This is a genomic window from Paenibacillus sp. FSL M7-1414, from assembly GCF_038003195.1.
Lineage (GTDB): Bacteria > Bacillota > Bacilli > Paenibacillales > Paenibacillaceae > Paenibacillus > Paenibacillus amylolyticus.
In genome coordinates this window covers 6,322,748-6,344,042 of sequence record NZ_JBBOOS010000001.1, presented here as the reverse complement: position 1 = coordinate 6,344,042, position 21,295 = coordinate 6,322,748, and the positions used below count along the sequence as shown (strand labels likewise).

General features: G+C 48.0%; 18 protein-coding genes. 9 read left to right on the top strand and 9 right to left on the bottom strand.

Going from position 1 to position 21,295, the window contains the following annotated elements:
- The 3 genes from preA to MHH92_RS27735 are packed head-to-tail and all read left to right on the top strand — an operon-like array spanning position 1 to position 2,965.
- Complete coding sequence (gene preA, locus MHH92_RS27745) at positions 1–1,296, top strand: NAD-dependent dihydropyrimidine dehydrogenase subunit PreA (protein WP_253503738.1); 1,296 nt, start codon at positions 1–3, stop codon at positions 1,294–1,296.
- Entirely contained in the window at positions 1,293–2,738 is a 1,446-nt protein-coding gene (gene hydA / locus MHH92_RS27740; RefSeq protein ID WP_340907258.1) for a dihydropyrimidinase, read from the top strand. The genes preA and hydA overlap by 4 nt, the downstream gene beginning before the upstream one ends.
- Positions 2,738–2,965, top strand: a complete 228-nt coding sequence (locus MHH92_RS27735) for a hypothetical protein (RefSeq protein ID WP_062836929.1) — start codon at positions 2,738–2,740, stop codon at positions 2,963–2,965. The genes hydA and MHH92_RS27735 overlap by 1 nt, the downstream gene beginning before the upstream one ends.
- A gap of 16 nt (positions 2,966–2,981) precedes the next feature.
- Here MHH92_RS27735 and MHH92_RS27730 read toward each other — a convergent pair whose 3' ends face one another.
- The 9 genes from MHH92_RS27730 to MHH92_RS27690 all read right to left on the bottom strand — a co-directional run bounded on the left by MHH92_RS27730 (position 2,982) and on the right by MHH92_RS27690 (position 14,442).
- A complete protein-coding gene (locus tag MHH92_RS27730; RefSeq protein WP_340907257.1) occupies positions 2,982–4,658 on the bottom strand; it encodes a PucR family transcriptional regulator in 1,677 nt (558 codons plus the stop codon).
- Positions 4,659–4,944: 286 nt separating this feature from the next.
- Positions 4,945–6,537: a hypothetical protein gene (locus MHH92_RS27725; protein WP_340907256.1), complete on the bottom strand. Its 1,593-nt coding sequence runs from the start codon at positions 6,535–6,537 to the stop codon at positions 4,945–4,947.
- A 173-nt stretch (positions 6,538–6,710) separates the two neighbouring features.
- The gene (locus MHH92_RS27720; RefSeq protein WP_340907255.1) at positions 6,711–9,935 is read right to left on the bottom strand and encodes an efflux RND transporter permease subunit; all 3,225 of its coding nucleotides are present in this window, start codon (positions 9,933–9,935) and stop codon (positions 6,711–6,713) included.
- A gap of 33 nt (positions 9,936–9,968) precedes the next feature.
- The gene (locus tag MHH92_RS27715) at positions 9,969–10,916 is read right to left on the bottom strand and encodes a TetR/AcrR family transcriptional regulator (protein WP_076253636.1); all 948 of its coding nucleotides are present in this window, start codon (positions 10,914–10,916) and stop codon (positions 9,969–9,971) included.
- A 213-nt stretch (positions 10,917–11,129) separates the two neighbouring features.
- On the bottom strand, positions 11,130–11,261 hold the full coding sequence (locus MHH92_RS27710; protein ID WP_256720167.1) for a hypothetical protein: 132 nt from the start codon (positions 11,259–11,261) through the stop codon (positions 11,130–11,132).
- A gap of 303 nt (positions 11,262–11,564) precedes the next feature.
- Positions 11,565–11,879, bottom strand: a complete 315-nt coding sequence (locus MHH92_RS27705) for a DMT family transporter (RefSeq protein WP_017691901.1) — start codon at positions 11,877–11,879, stop codon at positions 11,565–11,567.
- Positions 11,879–12,220 carry a DMT family transporter gene (locus tag MHH92_RS27700; RefSeq protein ID WP_076253635.1) on the bottom strand — a complete coding sequence of 114 codons (342 nt, stop codon included), beginning with the start codon at positions 12,218–12,220 and terminating at the stop codon, positions 11,879–11,881. The genes MHH92_RS27705 and MHH92_RS27700 overlap by 1 nt, the downstream gene beginning before the upstream one ends.
- Complete coding sequence (locus tag MHH92_RS27695; protein WP_076253634.1) at positions 12,217–12,840, bottom strand: TetR/AcrR family transcriptional regulator; 624 nt, start codon at positions 12,838–12,840, stop codon at positions 12,217–12,219. The genes MHH92_RS27700 and MHH92_RS27695 overlap by 4 nt, the downstream gene beginning before the upstream one ends.
- Positions 12,841–12,966: 126 nt before the next feature.
- Complete coding sequence (locus MHH92_RS27690; RefSeq protein WP_076253633.1) at positions 12,967–14,442, bottom strand: phospholipase D family protein; 1,476 nt, start codon at positions 14,440–14,442, stop codon at positions 12,967–12,969.
- Positions 14,443–14,709: 267 nt separating this feature from the next.
- On the opposite strand from MHH92_RS27690, the gene MHH92_RS27685 reads away from it, so the two are divergent.
- The 6 genes from MHH92_RS27685 to MHH92_RS27660 all read left to right on the top strand — a co-directional run bounded on the left by MHH92_RS27685 (position 14,710) and on the right by MHH92_RS27660 (position 21,295).
- A complete protein-coding gene (locus tag MHH92_RS27685) occupies positions 14,710–15,654 on the top strand; it encodes a MerR family transcriptional regulator (protein WP_036612617.1) in 945 nt (314 codons plus the stop codon).
- Between the two features lie 264 nt (positions 15,655–15,918).
- Positions 15,919–17,469 carry a phytoene desaturase family protein gene (locus tag MHH92_RS27680; RefSeq protein WP_076253632.1) on the top strand — a complete coding sequence of 517 codons (1,551 nt, stop codon included), beginning with the start codon at positions 15,919–15,921 and terminating at the stop codon, positions 17,467–17,469.
- The gene (locus MHH92_RS27675; protein WP_076253631.1) at positions 17,466–18,929 is read left to right on the top strand and encodes a phytoene desaturase family protein; all 1,464 of its coding nucleotides are present in this window, start codon (positions 17,466–17,468) and stop codon (positions 18,927–18,929) included. Before MHH92_RS27680 ends, MHH92_RS27675 begins: the two co-directional genes overlap by 4 nt.
- Entirely contained in the window at positions 18,926–19,798 is an 873-nt protein-coding gene (locus MHH92_RS27670; protein ID WP_340907254.1) for a phytoene/squalene synthase family protein, read from the top strand. The genes MHH92_RS27675 and MHH92_RS27670 overlap by 4 nt, the downstream gene beginning before the upstream one ends.
- Positions 19,798–20,565, top strand: coding sequence for a carotenoid biosynthesis protein (locus MHH92_RS27665; protein WP_340907253.1), 768 nt, complete (start codon positions 19,798–19,800; stop codon positions 20,563–20,565). Before MHH92_RS27670 ends, MHH92_RS27665 begins: the two co-directional genes overlap by 1 nt.
- The gene (locus tag MHH92_RS27660; RefSeq protein WP_036612609.1) at positions 20,534–21,295 is read left to right on the top strand and encodes a lysophospholipid acyltransferase family protein; all 762 of its coding nucleotides are present in this window, start codon (positions 20,534–20,536) and stop codon (positions 21,293–21,295) included. Before MHH92_RS27665 ends, MHH92_RS27660 begins: the two co-directional genes overlap by 32 nt.

Below are 21,295 nucleotides of genomic sequence, written 5' to 3'. Positions count from 1 at the left end.
ATGGCTGACTTATCCATTAATCTGGCAGGTATTCGATCACCCAATCCATTCTGGCTGGCTTCTGCACCACCGACCAATACGGGATATCAGGTTCAGCGTGCGTTCGAGGCGGGCTGGGGTGGTGCGGTGTGGAAGACACTGGGTGAGCCAATTATCAATACATCCTCCCGTTTCGCGGCGGTCCATTTTGGCGGACAGCGGGTGGCGGGGTTTAACAATATTGAATTGATATCGGACCGTCCGCTGGAAGTAAATCTGCGGGAGATTGCCGAGACCAAGAAACGATTCCCGGATCGCGCGGTTGTCGCTTCACTGATGGTGGAACCTACGCGAGAGAAGTGGCATGAGATTGTCAAAAAGGTGGAGGCCGTCGGCGTCGATGGCCTGGAGCTGAACTTTGGCTGCCCGCATGGCATGGCCGAACGAGGTATGGGAGCCGCCTCTGGTCAGCAACCTGACCTCGTAGAACTCCAGACGATGTGGGTGAAGGAAGTGGCGACCACACCGGTGATCGTGAAGCTCACGCCGAATATCACGGATATTACGGCGACAGCCCGGGCAGCTGTACGAGGCGGCGCGGATGCGATCTCTCTGATCAATACCATTAACTCTCTCGCAGGTGTGGATCTGGATTCGTGGAATACCGTGCCGCATGTGGGCGGCAAAGGAGCGCACGGCGGATACTGTGGCCCAGCGGTAAAGCCCATCGCACTGAACATGGTTGCCGAGTGTGCGCGTAATCCGGAGGTAGGTGTTCCAATCTCAGGGATTGGTGGCATATCTGATTGGCGGGATACCGCAGAGTTTCTGCTCATGGGCGCTACAGGGGTTCAGGTATGTACCGCAGCGATGCATCATGGATTCCGCATTGTGGAGGACATGATTGATGGGCTGAATGATTATTTGGATGAAAAGGGTCTAAGCAGTGTAGCAGAACTGGTAGGTCAGACGGTTCCGCGTTACTCGGATTGGGGCAATCTCGATCTGAACTACAAAGTCGTCGCCCGCATCAACCGCGATATCTGCATCAATTGCAACAAATGCCATATTGCTTGTGAGGACACCTCGCATCAGTGTATTGATATGTTGACCGACCCGTCCGGCTCCTATCTGGAAGTGGTCGAAGAGGACTGTGTTGGCTGTAATCTGTGTTCGATTGTTTGCCCGGTGGATGGGGCGATTGAGATGGTTGAGCTTGTGTCTGAGCAGGAACCTGTAACCTGGAATGAACGTCAGTCTGCGATTGCGATGCTGCAATCGGTTAGAGATCAATCAACCAAGGAGGCGATATCATGAGTACCCGCAAATTGATTCGTAATGGTGTGTTGGTCACGGGGTCAGATACCTTTGAAGCAGATATTTTGATCGAAAAGGGTAAAATCACACAGATTGGTATCGGACTGATGCCTGACGAACGAACGGAGGTTGTGGATGCAGCGGGCTGTTACGTCATTCCGGGCGGGATCGACCCGCATACGCATCTTGATATGCCATTCGGTGGAACGGTAACCGCAGATGATTTTGCAACGGGAACAATAGCGGCAGCCTTTGGTGGTACAACAACGATCATTGATTTCTGTCTGACACAAAAAGGCCGTCCATTAATCGAATCTCTCCAGGAATGGCATGCCAAAGCCGAGGGTAAAGCCGCCATCGACTACGGTTTCCATCTCATGATTGGGGAGATGAATGATCAGGTGCTGGAAGAGTTACCGCAGATCATTGAAGAAGAGGGTGTATCATCCTTCAAGGTGTTCATGGCATATAAAAACCAGTTTCAGGCCGATGACGGGGTTCTCTTCCAGACGTTGCAAAAGGCAAAAGAGTATGGCGCACTCGTCATGGTGCATGCCGAGAACGGTGATGTTATTGACCTGCTGGTTCGACAGGCGCTCGCCGAAGGACGAACGGAGCCGATTCATCATGCGCTGACTCGTCCATCCATGCTGGAGGGAGAAGCGACAGGCCGGGCTGCACGTCTGGCTGCACTTGCGGATTCACAGTTGTATGTGGTGCATGTGACCTGTGCGGAGGCTGTAGAGCAGATCGCGCGTATGCGTGAAATGGGTTACCGAATCTGGGGGGAGACCTGTCCTCAGTATTTGACGTTGGATCAGTCGATTATGGATCAGCCGGACTTTGAGGGTGCAAAGTATGTCTGGTCACCACCGCTGCGGGAAGCGGCTCATCAGGACGTATTGTGGAATGCATTGAAAAGCGGTCAGTTGCAGACGATTGGCTCTGATCATTGCTCGTTTAATTTCAAAGGGCAGAAGGACCTGGGCAAGGATGATTTTAGTAAAATTCCGAACGGAGGGCCGGTCATCGAAGATCGCCTCAGCATTCTGTATTCGGAAGGTGTAGTCAAGGGGCGGATTACGCTCAATCAGTGGGTCGATCTATGTTCGACAAGAGCGAGCAAGTTATTTGGATTATTCCCGCAGAAAGGGACTCTGGCTGTAGGGACAGATGCGGATATCGTTATTTTTGACCCATCTGTAAACAGAGTGATCTCGGCAGATACGCATCATATGAACGTGGATTACAGCGCATTTGAAGGCATGCAGGTACAGGGGTGTCCGGTGACGGTGTTGTGCCGCGGGGAGTATGTCATTCGAGATCGACAGTATGCCGGAACAGCAGGGGCAGGCCAATATGTGAAGCGTGCTAAATACGATGCAGGCGCACCTATACCGATGAAACAGCCTGTGTCGGCAGTGAATGGAGGGAGAAGCTGATGTCGGATCATGATGTGTTTGAAGCCGAGAGGATCGCCATAGAGCGAATGGTTGCACAGGGTTATCGGATCTATGCGGTACGGGAACATCTGGAGGGTGCTCACGTCATATGGGGGCACCCGGATCTTCCCGAAGAGAAACAAGAGCAATACGTGGGCACGGCGTCTGGACGGAAATGGTTCAGTCACATTCTGATTCGCCAGCTTCAGGAGCAACGGGGAGCGTAGACCATAATGAAGCTCTTCATGCGATCGGGCCGTGTACGTACTCATAGGCGTAGATGGCAAGTTCGATCGCGACCCTTTTCTCGGGGAGGATATAGTCTTCTCCCAAAAGGGCTTCGATTTTGTCCAAACGGTGATACAGTGTCTGTCTGACGATATATAGAGCGGTGGCCGTCTCTTGCTTGGAGCAGCACAGGACCAAATATTGCTTGAGGGTCCGCAGCAGCTGACCTCCTTTCTCCACATCGTAACGAATGAGCGGCCCCAAATATTCTTCGATGAAATCATCCAGATTGCCACTCTGCTTCATACTAGCGATGATGCGGTAACAATGAAGATTGCTGTAAAAGGGCTGTTGCATCACACCGCTGTCCTTCTGAATTCGCAGTGTCTCCTTCGCCGATTCCAGACTATCCTTGAGACGGGAGAGGTCTGTGCAGTTATGACTGATACCGATCAGGCCTGAGAAGAGGCAGTGGGTCTGTTCCTGCTCGTGCTGCTGCAGCTGTTCGATGCAGCGCCAGAGACTGCTTTTGCGCTGAGATCCAGGTAGTGGGTCGAGAATGATAAGTATGATTTGGTGGTTCAGAACGGTGCTGTAGAGGGTGAAATTCTCCCGAGCGAACACGGAACGGGCAACGATGTTGCGTTGGATCAACAACTTCTGAAGTCTGAGGCTATCTGTGTACGCGGGGTTGCTGTCGAATAAGATTATGGTGGCTTTGCTCGTTGCGAGAAGGGGATTAACGGTGGATACATATTCATGGATTTCCTTCGTGGAGTGATGTCCGTTAAGCCAGTCAATGACCCACATATCTTCTTTGTAGCGACGTTTCTCTTCCATGTATTTGGTTCGCATCCAGTCCTGGGCAATCGCGGCCGCGCAACGTTCCAGTGCCTGAATGACGAATTCATCTGAGGGTTTGATTGATATATTTGAATCGTGATCCGGCAGCTTTTGATGCATCAGCACAAGGTCAGCAAAGGTATAGTCCAACGCCTGAACAGGCATGCTGATCACATCCAATGTGTTATCTGACAGCTGCATTAAATTCGGAATATCCTCCCCCGCCAAATGTTCCCGCTGCAAAAACCAATCCTGCCGACGAGCCTCCAGCTGCTCTGGAGAGCAATAGGGAACGCTACTCGCTTCCCCTTCAAGTGGATATAACGCCACGGCACATCCGGTTGTTCGTGACAATAATCGAAGCAGGGGTTGTACCCCGTCTCCATTCAGAAGAAGTTGGTTAAACGAGGTGGTGAGACTGTCGAGTTCGGCAATCATCCGCTGATGACTGCGAATCAGGGTGAAATGCAAGTCTTGCGTAATATCAATATAACGGACTTGTTCGTGAAACCAGATCAACGGGAAATCCGCGGCGACTGCAATTTCTTTCATCGCCCCGAGCTGCGACTTGGTGTGATCCCCCAGTTCCATACAGAGTCCAGCAGCCCCACGTGCAATTAACTGACGCAAAAAAGACAGGCCATGCTGCTCACCTTCCTGCCAGCCAATGCCTGTCGTAAGAACCAATTCCCCTCCATTGAGCAAGTCCCCTACCTCAGGAACCTCCATGATATGAACCCAGCGAACATATCGCTCCAGTGCGCGTTCACTGGCTAGAACTTCTGCCTTGCGAAACACGGGACGTTTTAACATGTCTCTGACTTGAATTTGAAGCGTTGTCTCCCCCACTCAACCACCTTTCCTTCCCCAATCACATGTGATCTATCTGGAGTCTGGAATCCGTCAACTTGCATAATTAATCCATATTATAAGTCCAATTACAGCCGATGAGCTGAAATCTAACGTTCATTTGTTTCAAATGACAAAAGGATCTGTACTTTTTGTGATTTTGATTAAAATGAAGTATTTCTATGTCAGTCTATATGACGTTTATTTAACGATGAGTTCGTTATCATGAACGAAAAGCACTTCCGGACGATGCTTCATACGAATCCGGAAGTACAAGTGAATGTAGTTATTCTGTTTGAACGGTAGAACTTGAGTCGTTAAATTCGAATCCGTGTGCACCGGCATCTGTAAATTTAAAACCGAGCTTTCGAAGATCTCCGGTAGACATATATAAATTACCAAATGATTTTGGAAGATCCTTTTTGAATAGAGTCACAGTGTTATTGTCTTTTGTTAAATTGACATGCGTAGCATCTGTTGTTAGGGTTACCCCGGTTTGTTCGGCAAATGCTTTAATCGGAAAGTACGTTTTTCCTTTTAGCGAGAAGGGTCCCTGCCCTTTAAAAACAAGATATTTGCCATTGTAGATAAAAGGTACAGGATCGTTAAGTGAATTTAATTGTTCATAGCTGAAATTGTCCCAGTAATTCTCTGGATGACTATAGGACTTATAAAACATGAAGGTCTGATCATCTGCAGGTATGGCATAATCACTTGTTACTGAATAGAAGACAGGTGGAAATGTGCTTGGCATACCAGTGCTGTAATTAATCATCATTAAATCATCGGAGAACCATACTACGTCGCGACTTCCCAACCCATAATGAGGTTTGATTTCACGTACCAATTTGGGATCGCCGGATAAGTCATATAGATACATTCTTAATTGCTGGAGCTTTCCCTTTTCCACGATTTCCTGAGAGAGCAACATGTATTTTTGATTCGGTGACATAAAGGTCATCAGATATCCTTTGCCTTTGAACAGGATCTTTTTCTTTTTTCCCTTATTGTAGCTGAGAGTTGTTGTGTTTTCAGAAAAAGGAGTGTATGTATGAGGCATGTATAGCTCCAATTGCTCTTTCTTAAAAGGAATGATTCTGCGTGTATATCCAATATTGGACTCCTCGGTAGAGGCCTGAATTGCCAGCTTCTTTAGTTGACCATCAATCAAGGTAAACATGGTTGGATTCTTTGAATCAGTACTACTAATAATGTGAGTTCCATAACTTGGATATTTTTTGAACCAGGGCATGAACCTCTCACCAACACCACTAAATCGGTCTGGATAACGTGTAGCTGTAGGAATGGGTTTGCTATCTGTAATGCGATACAAGTAGGATGCAGGATTGCGAATAGAATTACTTTCTAGCATATATGCGCCTGCTGAAGGATATACGAACACCGTAGCGTCAGTAGGTAGATCCACAACTTTTCTCAATGTCTCAGTTTTGAGATTAAACTCAAAGAGTACTCCACCGACACCATCCTCAGGATCGATAATTCCATAGGCCTTCAATCCGGCAGGTGTCATCGTAAGTTCGCCTTGCCCTCGATTCCTCCAATTCAAATCTATTGATGACTTCTTCATATTTTTGATTGGCGGCTGATTAAATGTAAACTTCTCATTCATTCGTTCACCCGTGTCAAAGCTGGTCGTACTCATTTTTACTGTCACCACCATTTGACCATTCTGTACATCTCCACTAAATGTAGCCCGAAACCGTAAATGTTCCTTGGATGAGACCTGGGGAAGTTCCTTTTTTTCAATGGGTAATGCGAGTGCTGTGCCTGGAATACCGACAACTGTGATAGAAATAAGAAAGATAACAAGTAAACAACAGGTGTAAAGACTTGTTCTGGACCTAAATAACATATACAACTATGACCTCCTATAGTTTATTAAAATTAGAGCTCTCATTCAAAAAAAAAGCCCCTTAGCTTTATATCGGAATTGTTAACTATTCCAATATGGGCTAAGGGGCGAGAAGCTAAATATTATAATCTGTATTTAAGATGTACTCGAATTGTTACATGAGCACGACTCTCTATTTCTTAATCTTCGATTCTTTTCTTTTTAAATTTCATCAGGAACTCATACACAATCGGTACGATAACCAGCGTGAGCAGCGTGGAGCTGATCAGACCGCCGATTACGGTGATTCCGAGTCCTTTGGAGATGATACCCGCACTTTCTTCGAGGCCCGTAACCAGTGGCAACAGGGCACCGATAGTTGCGAGAGCGGTCATCAGGATTGGACGCAGACGAGTTGCACCGGCTTCCAGCAAGGCTTCACGGGTAGGCATACCCTCTTTTTCCTTGTGAATAACACGGTCGATCAACACGATAGCGTTGGTGACCACGATACCGATGAGCATCAGTCCACCCATCATGGCGGAGACGTCGAGCGTACCACCAGCGATGAACAGACCTACCATAATACCAATGACCGTAAATGGCAGGGAGAACAGGATTGCGAATGGTGCCAATCCGCCACCAAATGTAACAACGAGCACGAAGTATACAATGGCGATGGCCGCCAGCATGGCGAGACCCAGTTGAGTAAAGGTATCATTAATCTGTTCGGTTGTACCGCCGAACTTCACTTCAACGCCATCAGGCAGATCCAGCTTGTCGATCTCAGCCTGTAGGTTACTCGAAGCTTTCGTTACATCCGAAGCCAGGATGTTGGCTGTGACTTGTACAACAACTTTACCATCAATTTGCATGATGGAGTTCGGGGATGTACCTTCTTCCACTTTGGCAACATCTTTGATTGGTACCTTGATGCCAAGCGGTGAAGTGACGGTTTCATCCTCAATCTCTTTAATGCTGCTGAATGTTTTGTTGTCTGTCTCTACATATACTTTGTACGTTTTGTTATCGATATCGACTTCCGTAAGCACAGGACGTTCCCGTGCCGGGCTCAGCGTCATCGCCAGTTGGCCTGCAGTCAGGCCCAGGGAACTCAATTTCTCCTGATCTGCCACGAGCGTATACTGCCCGTAGGTGTCAGCAAGTGTTGTATCTGCTTTTTCAAAATTATCCTTATCCGCTTCAACCAGTTTCAGAATTTCGTCCGATACAGGTTTGAGTTGCTCTACATTATCGCCATAGATGGACAGGCTCAAGCCACTGCCACCCAGACCGCCGGACATGTCGAGCTCATTCCAGGTACCTACGGTAACTTCTTTCTTCAGACCTTCTACAAGCTGTTCCTTCACTTTAGTAAAGTCTTTCGTGTCTTCGTTATATTCAATATAGAATAGAGCCGAGTTGGAACCACCGCCACCCATGCTGCTCAGTGGATTACTTCCGCCGATGGAATATTGCATTTTCTCCAGACCTGGTTGTTCCAGCAACCACTTCTCGGCAACGAGTGCTTCTTTTTCGACATCTTCACGCAAAGCTCCGGTTTGTGGGCTGTACGTAATAGTCACGTATTTATCCTGTTGTTCTGGCAAGAAGCTTGCACCGATGAACGGGTACAGGAACAAACTGCCGACCAGCAGGATCACTGCAATACTGACCGTGATGAGTTTGTGTGACAGGGTCCAGTTCAGCAGGCGTTTGTAACCTTCCGCCATCTTGCCTGGTTTTTCTTCGTGATTCTGTTTGTTCTTCAACCCTCCGCGGAACAGGGTGTGCGCAAGCATTGGCACAATGGTAATGGCAACGATCAGGGATGCCAGCAAAGCGAATACCATGGTCAGTGCAAATGGCGTGAATAACTCACCGACCATACCGCTTACCAATGCCAGTGGCAGGAATACAGCAATCGTTACAATGGTGGAAGAAAGAATTGGAATGAACATCTCGCGCGTTGCTTCACGAACCAGTTCACGGCCTTTCAGTTTCTCACCTTTGAGTGTTAATCTGCGGTAGATGTTCTCGATAACAACGATGGAGTCATCGACAACCCGTCCGATGGCAACCGTCATGGCACCCAGCGTCATCATGTTCAAGGTGATATCCATCATATTGAGCGCAGTCAATGCCATGAGCAAGGAGAGCGGGATCGAGATAATGGAGATAATGGTTGAACGAATATTACGCAGGAAGAGCAGGATGATCAGGATGGCAAACAAGGCGCCAAAAATGGCTTTGCCCAACATCGTGTTCACCGAGTCCTGAATCGGCTTACCTTGGTCAAGCAATACAGTCAAATCAGCATTTTTGAACTGCGATTGCAACTCTTCAGCTTTATCTTTGACTGCGTTAACGACATCAACCGTGTTGGCATCGTTGGATTTTACAATGGAAATACCAATCGATTCCTTGCCGTCTGTCCGGGAAATGGATTCCGCTTGACCGATGACTTCGATCTTGGCAATTTCACTTAATTTCACTGTAGGGATACCAGCTGCGTTGGCAGCACCTGAAGGGCTACCCACACCGGCATTACCACCAGCGGCTTGGTCCGTTCCTTGTGAAGCACCTGGAGCGGTACCTTGACCAGCTTCACCAGTTGGTGCTCCAGAGCCTTGTGGGGCTGCGTTTGAACCATTGCCTACGGAAGCACCGGCACCGCCGGGTACAACTGGAATGGCAAGGTTTTTCAGATCATCGATGTCGATGATGTTGCCATCTACAACAACGGCCTTCTGGGATTTATCCAGTTCAAACAGTCCAAGGGGCACACGAATGGATGAACCTTGAACGATGCCGTTTACCGTATCTTCCGTTAGGCCCAGCTCGGCCATTTTGGCTTGGTCAAACTTCAATTGAACTTCTTTCACATATTGACCGGACACCTGAACCTGAGCTACACCGTCAATGTCTTCGAGTGCAGGCTGAATATCCGATTCAACCAGTCGTGTCAATTGTTCCAGGTCACCGCCGTCCTTGTCGGACAGGCTCAGAGATACAACCGGGAAAGAGTTAATGCTGAACTTGGAAATGGTCGGCTTCTGCACACTGTCAGGCAGTTGAACTTCATTCAGTGCCTCACGAACGGTTGCAGTTGCGTTGGTCAGATCTGTTCCATAATCAAATTCGAGTGTGATCGATGCTGCGTTCTCCATGGAAGTGGAGGTCACCGTCTTCACGCCATCTACATTACGTAGTTTTACTTCCAGCGGCTTCGTGACATCCTCAACAATTCCCTCCGGTGCAGCCCCTGGATCAATGGCAGTGACATTCAGAAACGGTACGTTGATGTTCGGGATTGTCTCTTGTTTCATCGTCAGTCCGCTGTACAGACCTGCAAAAGAGATGATAATTGTCAGAATCCAGATCGCAAACTTGTTGTTCAGTGAAAAATTAATAATACCTTTCATACGATGGTTTCTTCTCCTCTCTGTTTCTCCTGTTTATATGTGTGACGAGTCAGCCTGGATAAACCGGCTATACTTGGCATCCAGACTGTGCTTAAGCTCAGAGTGCAAAGGTTTGATGGCAGATACGCTCTCCAAATTGTGCATCATGCCAAGAATGATGGCACGCCTAGGCGTAAATTCCATCATCTCCTGTCTGAGAATGGCGATGGTTTCAAGCACATCATTCTTTGTTTGCCCTGATGGCAAATCGGAACCAGCGATATCCTGCATTTGCTTAATAATGTGAATGGGATGACGCATCACAGTGGAGTCTGTGTTTGGATCACTATTCCATGCGGGCCAGTCTTCCAACAAAATCAAAGGCGCAGGGCGCTGATCGAGCAATCCGTAAGCTGCATAATCAATCATTTGCAGCATATTGGTTGCCATTTTGGAGACGGTAAGGGAAGGCATTTCCGTAAACCAGATCTTAACGTAGGAGAGGAACAGACCCTGTATGAGTAAAATAAGATCTATCGTATAGGGTTCAATCTCCGGTCCGTACATATCTTCCAGTTTGTCCTTGAAACCGTGTAGTGTAAGGATCTCCAGATCTTTATGCTGCGGGTTGCATTTTTCCTTGCGATGTGGCTCATCATTCATCATCATGCTTTGCATCTGAACACGTAAAAATTCCTTTAGCTCGGACACATGGCCCAGCAGTGTCTCAATCTGTTTGTGTGAACGTTCTCTCGGAGTAAGGTCAGCTTCATGTTCGATCTGGGATAGTTCGTCTATGAGCGTAAATAAGCAGTACTCCATCGTGCTGTCTTCCAATTCCTCTTTGGATTTGAAAATAAGGTAAAGGCTTCCCTTGGACATCCCGCATATCTCTGCAATCTCCTGCATGGAGGTTGCGGCACTGCCTTTTTCCGAGAATAGCTTGAGTGCTGTAGTAATGATGAGTTTTTTCTTCTCATTCATCTCATGTATAGGGTTCATTAACGATACTTTCACCTCATCAGGGAACTTGTGAGTTCTTGAATTGACTTTAGGGTCAAACTTAGTATAAACGATCTGGTTGAAGGAATTCAAATGGGAGTAAATTGGAAAATCAGAGCGGAGAAAAGAGACTGATCAAAGGAAAGAATACACGGCAAGTAACAAGGTACAGCTTGTATGTACGATAGGGATAAGGTATCAAGAATGGATAAGTTAGTTTCCTCCAGTGAAGGCGTACAAGGCGAGTATAATAATGGCGACTAGAGCGATGAGATAGAAGATGGCCATGCCGATCAGAAGGGTATACCCTGTATAAGAGCCCATGTGTGCCAATAATTTTCTCATGATTACGACATCCTTTCTTACGTAGCAAAGTATAAAGAGGTTCCCTATTTATATCATTCCCCAAAAAAAGACGACTTCCTGATCGAAGTCGTCTAATTTATATTACAAGATTTAATAGATATCATAATGGAAGCTAAGAATTACACGATAACGGAGATTGCAGAACCGACTTGAAGAAACGAAGTGTTCGCCTTTATCACCAGATTTATCCCTCTTCAAAGGGAATCAAAGAAATCTGGGGATAACAGCGATCGGAAAGTGGGACTGCAATCGGAGATATAAGAGTGTAATTCAGTTGTTCCGTTACGTGATGAGCTTCAGACCAACGGCTGCCACCAAAATCATCGCGATAAACAGGATACGCTTCGCTTCTTTCCGTTCACCGAACAGGAACATGCCTGTTAACGTACTGCCGACCGTCCCGATCCCCGTCCACACGGCATACGCTGTGCCCATGGGAATGGACGTCATGGCGTAGGACAAGAGCGAGAAGCTGAACACAAACGACACCAGCATAAGTACGATGTATGGCCATCCTTTCTTGGTGGAAGCACCATTAATACCGATTACGCCGAAAATTTCACATATCCCTGCACCTACAATTGCCATCCAAGCCATTATACTGCACCTCCTTTGGCTTCTTGCTGATCCGTAACCAGCTTCAGTCCGATTACGCCGCAGAGCAGCAGCCCGATGAGCAATACTTTGGCCAAGCGGAACGGTTCACCGAACAATACCATTTCCGTAAGGACGGTACCCGCCGTACCAATTCCCGTAAAGACGGCATACACCGTACCCACAGGCAGCCTTTTGGAAGCGGCAATGATCAATCCAAAGCTGATCACGATGGCAATCCCCGTCAAAGTCCACTCCCAACCATTAGAGGCATGTTTCAGCCCACTTACCCAGACAATCTCAATAATTCCACCGATAAATACATATAACCAGTTGCGGTTCATGTTGTTAAATCTCCTTCCGGCACAACGCTGTGTGCCTCGTCGTTCAAATGATGAATGCCATGCCAAAATACAGGCCAGGCTGCTTCCAACCGTCTCTTGTACCGACGGGAACTTCCATAGATAATCTCCACGGTGATACCGTCGAGAAACGTCATAAATGCAATGGCGGCTTGTTCCGCGGGTAGGGGCGGTATATCTTCATTACGCATTGCCCTTTGCAGCAGACGAGTCAGTGCGCGTTCCATACCATCGATAAACGGATACACTTGATCCATCACTTCGCCATACAGAGAAAGGGGTGGGTAAAAACAATTACGCAACATCAAACGAGCCGAAGCATGGGCATTGTATTCTTGTTCGAACCAGATCAGCAAGCCTTTCAGCCTCTGCTCCAATGGCAGATTCGCATGATCGCGGAAATATTCCAGTGTGTGCCGTGTTACCTCGTGAAATGCAAAGTCCAGGGTGTGTAAAAATAAGTCATCCTTGCAGCTGAAATGCGCATATATGGACGGTTTTTTAATCCCGACTTCATCAGCAATAGCTCTCAGAGAAGCTCCCTCATAGCCATCTCTCGCAAAATGGAACAGGGCTGCATCCCGAATGGATTGTGCAGTCATTCAATCACCTTCCTAACGGTCGTTAGGTAATTATATTTCCATACTTTACATCACCTGTCAAGATGAAAATATCCGCCTGCACAGTTGAGTACAGGCGGATATAACAGGTATGGATGTGGTTTCTGATCAAAAGGTCGTAAGACCCAGAATCAGTTGCAACTTATATAGGATACCTTTCAAAAACGTAGTCTTCTCCTGGAACTCATCCAGGTCTAACGTGAACTCGGCATCATTATTATTCCAAATACGCTCAAAATAATTCGCGATATCAAGCGTGAACTTATTGTCTGGAGGTGCAGCAACCCATAGATCATTCTCCAGATTGTAGTCATTCATGTTTCGTGGTGTAAAGTTGGTTGAACCCCCTAGGACAATATGATCTCCGGTTGCTTTGGCAAGATAGATCATCTTGGTATGGTATTGCTCCTTGGTGGTGTTATACCAGCGGATCTGTATTTTACCGTCGGATTTATCATGCAATTCAGCGGCGACAGGACGGTTCGGAATCCCGATCTTTTCCTGACCAAAAGCATTTTCATTTGGATCTAGTACAAGCCGGATCTCGGTTCCTCGTTTTGCCGCTTCCAGCAGGGCTTCCAATACTTTCGGAGAGGCCACATAGAACATGCCCATCCATAAGGTGTCACCTTTGCCAGCTTGATTGATCTCATGGAGTACAGCGTCATTCACTTTGCCTTCAGTTAAATAGCGTATTCGCAAATCTCCCGTGTTTGAATTGGAGGAAGGAGCTGTGTAGGCAGGAACCTTGCCTCCGCCTGAGATGTCGAGAACAGCTTGCTCGGACTGAAGAATATCGCCAATGATTGGACCTGTTACTTCAAATGCAATATTCGAGTGGTAGGCACTCGCATCATGGATATTGCCAGAAGAGACAATCGCTGTCTTCTCACTAACAACAACTTTACGATGATTGGCCTTCACATTGAGCAGCTTGAGATAGGAACGCACAGTGACATCCGGACCATCCGTGGCCATCAGGTTCTTGATCCAGCCATCTCCAGATTGGCCAAACCATTGGAAGAAGGTCCGCCAGACCGCAGAGTATACTGGAGTTGAATCACGCAAAGGGTCCACATCCGTGATGACCACATGAATGCCTGCTTGTTTCATTTGTTCCAGCAACGGATTGGGTGCTGAGTTATAGTTGGTATTTACTTCATCTGTAATGAACCAGATGTCCATATCAGGATGCTGATTTTTTTTGGTGACCAGCGCTTCGGTGAATTCAGTACTCACGGGAGGAAAGTTCTGTCCCTTATGTTGATAATTATTGAACAGGAACATATCCACCAGGACAAACTGCTCTGCTTCCTCCACAATCTGCATCATGCGCTGGAAAATCTGCTGCTCGTGCTCCATCTGTCCGTCGGAGGAAGGATAAGTGAGGTCGTGCAGGAACTCGACTTGATCCACACGGTATTCTGGACTTTCATAGGAAATGCCCGCTGGTAATGGTTTGTAGGTCTGATAGAGCATGACGGCGATGAGCCATAGGACCAATAGGACAAGTCCTGTTCGTATGTATGGAAATTTGCCGCGTGAAGACTTGCGGTCTGATGTATGGCGGCGTAATGAGGCCAACGGTGGACTCCCCCTTCTGTACTTGCTGACTTCTATTACCACACGGATGATAACGTTGACGCAGGAGAACCCGCTAGCATAACGAATGTAGCAGTAAAACGCATATGGCAAAATTGGCATTATGCAATCGACAGGTGTCTGAGCGTTGTGTATAATGAGTGTATTATTTTTGTAGAATGTTAGGGTTTTCATATGCCTGACAAGGACGGGGAACCAATGATATAACCTTTGAAATCTGGACATTTAGGAAAGAAAGTGGGTAATAAGGTGTATTCCATCAAACAAGTCGCTGCCATGCTCGGTATCCCGACGGTGACGCTCCGGGCTTGGGAGAATCGGTATAGTGCGGTCACCCCTGAGCGGACGGAATCGGGTTATCGAATGTATACCGAAGAGAATGTTGCGGATCTGCGCTGGTTGAAAGAACAGGTTGAGCTACATCAGACCAATATTTCGGAAGCGGTACGGATGTTGAAAGTAAACAAATTAAATCCGCCCGAGGCTGTGCCCACGCCGATCATGGCTCCGGTGCCTACGATGGAAGAAGCCTACGCACGCATGGCAGATCAGATCTATGACTCGCTCTACAACTTTCAGGGTGAACGTGCCAATGGTTTGATTGATTTTGGGTTCACCATGTATGGGTATGACTCGATGTTCTATCATGTGTTGGTGCCCATTCTGGTTCGGGTTGGAGATGCATGGGAGCAAGGCAGGGCTTCGGTGGCTCAGGAACACTTCATGACACAGCTGATATCACAGCGCTTTTATCAGTTTTTCCATCTGTTCCCGATCTATCCGCATCTGCCCAAAGTTCTGGCGTTGTGTCCGGAAGGGGAGCACCATCAGGTCGGATTGCTGCTGTTCTCTCTTTTTATGCGCAAAAATGGAGCGGAAGTACTGTATCTCGGTGCGAACACGCCAGAAGAAGGTATCTTCCCGATTATCCGGGAGCAGAAGATCAAGTTGGTCTGCCTGTCGATCACAAGTCCAGGGCTTCTTGTTAAATGTGATCAACTCGTCGAGCGGATTAAAAACGAGTTCCCGCATATTCGCTTTGTACTTGGTGGAAAGGGCTATGAGCGTGCAGAGCATGCGCGTTATCCGCAATGGATTATGCCGGAGAGTTCTGCGGACTGGCAGTCGTGGATGGAGCGTGAATATCTCTCCGAGCGGTCACCTGGTGCACGGTTTGGACAGGCCAATAATTAAACATAATCTCAAATGATATGAATAGGTTAGTGTATAAAGGACATCCTTTGACGAAAGTGATCAAAGGGTGTTTTTTGTGTTTATAAATGGATTACCAGGTATTTTGACCGACGGGTCATTTTTTGGTTTACAAGCTCGTATAATATTTGTATTATATTTGTATAATGTTTTTGCTAGTTACCGCTTAAAGTGTTCTTGGGCGGTTTAATAATAGGTTAGGGGCTAGAGAACTATAGGAATTCCCTACATAGAAAGGTGAGTGGCATGATACCGAATCAACAACGCAAACGTGCAGCTGTCATTGGTGCAGGTCCGGGTGGACTTGCAGCAGCGATGTTATTGTCCGGTCAGGGGTACGAGGTAGATGTGTATGAGAAACAGCCAGTCATCGGGGGGCGTTCTGCCAGATTGGAACTGGGTGAATATCGATTCGACCGCGGTGCTACATTTTTGATGATGCCTCAGCTGATTGAAGAGATGTTCGACGTGGTGGGGCGTAAGTTATCCGATTATGTGCATATGAAAGAGCTAACCCCACTGTACGCACTGAACTTTGGTGATAAGGTGTTCACGCCTTCTCGTAATCGGGAAGATACAGCTGCACAGATTAAGGAATTGTTTCCGGGCAATGAGGACAATTACCTTCGGTTCATGCAAGAAGAAGAAGTGAAGTTTGGCAAAGTCATGCCTCTGCTCCGTCGTCCTTTTGGCAAGTTGACTGACTATCTACGCAAGGATGCGGTAACAGCTCTACCTAAGCTTGATGTCCACAATACAGTCTATGGAATCTTGTCCCGCTATTTTACAGATGAGCGTCTACGCTGGGCATTTACATTCCAATCCAAATACCTTGGCATGTCTGCCTGGGATTGTCCGGGTACCTTTACCATATTATCGTTTATTGAGCATCACTACGGATTGTTCCACCCCATTGGCGGCGTGAATCGGATCTTCCAAGCCATGGCCGATGTCGTGGAAGAACACGGAGGACGCATACATACTTCCACCCCGGTGAAACAGGTCATCGTTCGCAATGGTCGTGCAGAAGGTGTGTTGCTTGAGAACGGTGAACGCATCGAAGCAGACCATGTGGTGGTGAACGCCGACTTTGCACATGCGGTTAACCATCTGTTTGAACCAGGCGTGCTTAAGAAATATACCCCGGAGAAAATGAAACGCAAAAAGTATTCCTGCTCTACAGCAATGCTGTATCTGGGCGTGGATGGTGATGTGGACCTGCCGCATCACTCGATCTATTTTCCCGAGGACTACCGGTTAAACGTTGATGAGATTACAAAGCATAAAATGTTATCAGCCGATCCATCTCTATATATTCATAACCCTTCCAGACTTGATTCGACGCTGGCACCGGAAGGGAAATCTGCTTTGTATATTCTTATGCCTACGCCTAACCTTACCGCAGACATTGATTGGGAGGCAGAACGGGAGAATGTGCAGGAGGCCATGATGAAACGCATGGAAGGCATTCCTGAGCTGGCAGACATACGCAGCCGTATTGAAGAATGTATGCTGTTCACTCCACTTGATTGGGAGAATGAACTGGACGTGTATCGCGGAGCAACGTTTAATATGGCACATAACCTGGGTCAGATGATGTATCTGCGTCCCCATAACCAGTTTGAAGAGTTGAAAAGTGTATGGCTGGTAGGCGGCGGAACACATCCGGGCAGCGGGTTGCCCACGATTTTCGAATCGGCACGGATTAGTGTCAGACTGATTCAGGAAGAGGACGCACGCACACGTTCCAAGCCATCCTCTTATGTGAAGACGGCAGAAGCCAGAGGGCATTCATGAAGCGGGCCGCTATTGTAGGCGCAGGGATTGGCGGACTCACTTCGGCACTGTTATTGAACCGTCAAGGCTGGGATGTCACCGTGTATGAACGGGGTTCCCGCGTTGGCGGACGCATTGGATATGAGCAGGAAGGCGAGTATCGGATCGATCAGGGGCCAACGATCGTACTGCTGCCGGAGATGTTACTTGGCATCATGGAGGAGGCAGGCGTAGATCGTTCGAAGATTGAGTTACTTCGCTGTGATCCGTTATACAGAGTGCATTACCATAGTGGTCGTGTCATGACCAAGATGACCTCACGTGAAGAGCAGACGGCGGAGATTGAACGTTTGTTCCCGGGAGAGAGCCGGGGATTCACACGATTCATGAAAGATATGGACACGTTGTTTCCGGCAGGCCGGGCAGCTTTTCTGGAAAGGGCTTTTCCACGCAAAAGGGATTTCTTCACACCTTCGCTCATGTCCCTCATGGGCAGATTGCGTGCACACAAAAGTGTCCGGAAAGCGGTAGGCGATTATTTTGAGCATGAGGAACTGCTCGATGCATACTCACTGCAAAGTTTATACATTGGTGGATCACCGTTTGGGACGCCAGGTATCTATTCCCTTTTACCTTACGCAGAGCATGAATATGGCATCTGGATGGTCAAAGGTGGATATGCAGCATTGCCAGCCATACTGGAACAGGAACTGATATCACGTGGTGGACGTGTCGTGCTGAATTCGGAAGTGACCGGACTCAAGATTAAAAATGGTGTGTGTGAAGGTATAGAAACGGCAGCAGGCGCAGAAAATGTGGATGCAGTTATCTATAATGGTGATTTCCCCCATCTATCAGGTTTGCTTGGACAATCACGAGAGGTAGCACGTAAAAGAAAACCGTATCGTCCCTCTTCCGGATGTGTATTGCTCTATGTGGGCGTGGACAAAACCTGGGAAGATGCAACGACGCACCAGTTCTTCCTGCCACCGAGTCTTGAAGGCAGTTTGCAGGAAGTGTTCAATCAGCGACGCATTCCGGCAAAGTCCTCATTTTACGTATTTAATCCGGTCGCATTGGATGAAACTGCAGCACCTCAAGGACAGAGTGTATTATATTTCCTCATTCCCGTACCAGATGCCGAAGGTGTCGACTGGGATCAGGAGAGTGAAGCATTGGCAGAACGGGTACTGGAAGAAGCGGAGCAACGTGGATTCCCGGGACTTCGTGCAGCGATCAAGTGGAAAAAGGTACGTACACCCGCTGACGCAGAGCGAGACGGGCTCTATGGGGGCGGAAGCTTTGGTATAGCACCTGTATTGTTCCAGTCCGGTGTATACCGACCGCAACCCAAACCATTCCCTAATATAAAGGGATTATATGCCGCAGGAGCATCTGTACATCCAGGTGGCGGAGTGCCGATTGTAATGCAGAGTGCACGGATGGCCGTCAATCAACTCATGAAGGAGATGGGAACATGAATGAAGCGATTTTGAGCAGGTGTGAAGAGTTGATGCAAAAGGGTTCTTCCTCTTTTTATCAGGCCTTTAGAGGGCTGCCAAGTCCACGTCGGGAAGCGGTATATGTCATTTATGCCTTCTGCCGCATGATTGATGACAGTGTAGACGAGCCGGAACATTCGCCCTATACAATTCACGAGATCCATGATTTGTTTGATCAGTTGGACGACGCGGAAGGACACTTTATCTGGCCAGCACTGAGATGGTTGTTCAGCAGTTTCCCTCATCTGGATAAGGGGCCATTTTTCCGTCAGATGGAAGGGCAGCTCACAGATCTTAAAGTCACGCATTATACAACGATGCAGGAACTGGAGCATTATTGTTATCTGGTGGCCGGAACCGTAGGCGAGATGTTGTTGCCTGTATTGCGGGATGATAACGGCGCGGAAGTAGCCGTGAACGGGATTGCTTTGGGTAAAGGAATGCAGATCGTTAATATTATTCGGGATGTTGGTGAAGATCGGGCCAGAGTGCGCCGGTATGTTCCGCTGGAGATTATGGAGAAGCATGGTTACACCGAGCAGGACTTCGAAGAAGGGATCGTGGACGAACGCTTTATTGCCATTGTTCATGAATTAAAAGCTGCAGCATTGAACTGGTTCCGTATTGGCATGGATCGTCTGGATACGTACCCAACAGAAAGTGCGTTTTCCATCGAGCTGGCAGCAGCCTTTTACTCCACCATTCTACACGCGGTTGAACGCAACGACTATGACGTATATACCAAACGTGCATATGTTAGCGATGAATTGAAACTGGAGATGCTGGGTGCAATTGTGAAACGTTACCCGATGCTGGCCTATCAAGCCTCCCGAACGGCGGTATCCTGATGATCCAGTGGCTTTACTGGGCGTGGTATGTCATTGGAGCAACCTTGATGCTAACGATCGGTGTGCCTGACGTATTATCTTTTTCAAATGGTTTATTTCTAATCTTCTACGCATTGTATGTGCTGGATCTGATCTATCAAGGGCGTAATCGGACAGGCCTGTCCGACCAGTCAGTCATCTGGCTGAAACCCGGACTCTGGGTATCCTCTGTGATTATCTGGCTTGGAGGTATGGGCGTAGAGTGGGTAGGCGTTCATACGCATTGGCCCTTTGGTGAGTATGCTTACTCAGACTTCTTCGGGATTCATCTGTTCAGTGTGCCAGTTACGCTGGGTTTCGCCTGGATCGCAGTGGTGGGTAACTCGGCGCTGTTAAGTGGCGGTGGTTCAACGTGGACTGGCAGACTGCTTCGAGCAGTGAAGACCGGGTTCTGGGCGATTGTTCTTGATCTGGTACTCGACCCTGTTGCACATGCGAGAGGATTCTGGGAATGGCAGGCTCCAGGTGGTTTCTACGGTGTTCCGTGGACCAATTACATAAGCTGGTTTATCATGGGTGCATTCTTGTCCCTTTTCCTTCCGGCCATGCCTAATGACCGTAGCTCATTGCTCCGTGCAAAATGGTTGTATCAGCTGTTTATTCTTCTGTTCGGCCTGCTTGCTCTAAAGGAAGGGATTACGGGCAGCTTTATCATCGCCATTGCTGGTGTGCTTCTTGCCGAAGGGAGCTGGCTCTATGATTCGCGCCGTAAAATCAAAACCGTTTAATCGTATTTTTGCCTTATACAATCACTATTATCTGCTACGTCGGCGCTTCCGCTCCTTCACGCTCACAGGGTCACTGGACCCACAGGTGGACATCAGGGACAACTCCCCGATTGAAGCGACTCGTCCGGTGATCTATTTCATGAATCACAGCTCCTGGTGGGATGGTCTGCTGCTCTATCATGCGGCCAGGCAGACATCGCGGGGTGATCATTATGTGATGATGGAGGAGCAACAGCTTCAGCAATATGCTTTTTTTCGTAAATTGGGTGCGTATTCGATCAATAAGGAGAGTGCGTCCGGTATTCGGACCTCTCTACAGTACACCAGTGAATTATTGGATTCAGGTAAAAGGGTCTGGATTTTTCCCCAAGGAGAAATTCTGCATCAGGAGGCCAGACCAATTCAGTTCCGTCCAGGCATCGGATTGTTGCTTCGTCGTTCTCCGAATGCCATCGCCGTACCGGTAACCTTGTGTCATGGGATGGTCCAGCATGATTTACCGGAAATATCGATGCAGGCGGGCCCAGCTGTGATGGAAGACTGGAAGGCGTTGAAGAGTGAAGAGATTGCCGCCAGACTCGGCCATGTGCTGGAACAGCAGTTAGACGATCATAGATCAGAGCTTATACGGATGGGGCAGGGAAGTTTGCCAGATGCGATTCCACTGATTCGTCATGTACGTTCGACAAGTGAAAAATACGATGCGGCACGAAAGCGGGTGAACCGTTAG

Coding starts and splice junctions, on each gene's coding strand:
- preA (WP_253503738.1), top strand. CDS start 1: ATGGCTGACTTATCCATTAATCTGGCAGGTATTCGATCACCCAATCCA.
- hydA (WP_340907258.1), top strand. CDS start 1,293: ATGAGTACCCGCAAATTGATTCGTAATGGTGTGTTGGTCACGGGGTCA.
- MHH92_RS27735 (WP_062836929.1), top strand. CDS start 2,738: ATGTCGGATCATGATGTGTTTGAAGCCGAGAGGATCGCCATAGAGCGA.
- MHH92_RS27720 (WP_340907255.1), bottom strand. CDS start 9,935: ATGAAAGGTATTATTAATTTTTCACTGAACAACAAGTTTGCGATCTGG.
- MHH92_RS27715 (WP_076253636.1), bottom strand. CDS start 10,916: ATGAACCCTATACATGAGATGAATGAGAAGAAAAAACTCATCATTACT.
- MHH92_RS27710 (WP_256720167.1), bottom strand. CDS start 11,261: ATGAGAAAATTATTGGCACACATGGGCTCTTATACAGGGTATACCCTT.
- MHH92_RS27705 (WP_017691901.1), bottom strand. CDS start 11,879: ATGGCTTGGATGGCAATTGTAGGTGCAGGGATATGTGAAATTTTCGGC.
- MHH92_RS27700 (WP_076253635.1), bottom strand. CDS start 12,220: ATGAACCGCAACTGGTTATATGTATTTATCGGTGGAATTATTGAGATT.
- MHH92_RS27695 (WP_076253634.1), bottom strand. CDS start 12,840: ATGACTGCACAATCCATTCGGGATGCAGCCCTGTTCCATTTTGCGAGA.
- MHH92_RS27680 (WP_076253632.1), top strand. CDS start 15,919: ATGATACCGAATCAACAACGCAAACGTGCAGCTGTCATTGGTGCAGGT.
- MHH92_RS27675 (WP_076253631.1), top strand. CDS start 17,466: ATGAAGCGGGCCGCTATTGTAGGCGCAGGGATTGGCGGACTCACTTCG.
- MHH92_RS27670 (WP_340907254.1), top strand. CDS start 18,926: ATGAATGAAGCGATTTTGAGCAGGTGTGAAGAGTTGATGCAAAAGGGT.
- MHH92_RS27665 (WP_340907253.1), top strand. CDS start 19,798: ATGATCCAGTGGCTTTACTGGGCGTGGTATGTCATTGGAGCAACCTTG.
- MHH92_RS27660 (WP_036612609.1), top strand. CDS start 20,534: ATGATTCGCGCCGTAAAATCAAAACCGTTTAATCGTATTTTTGCCTTA.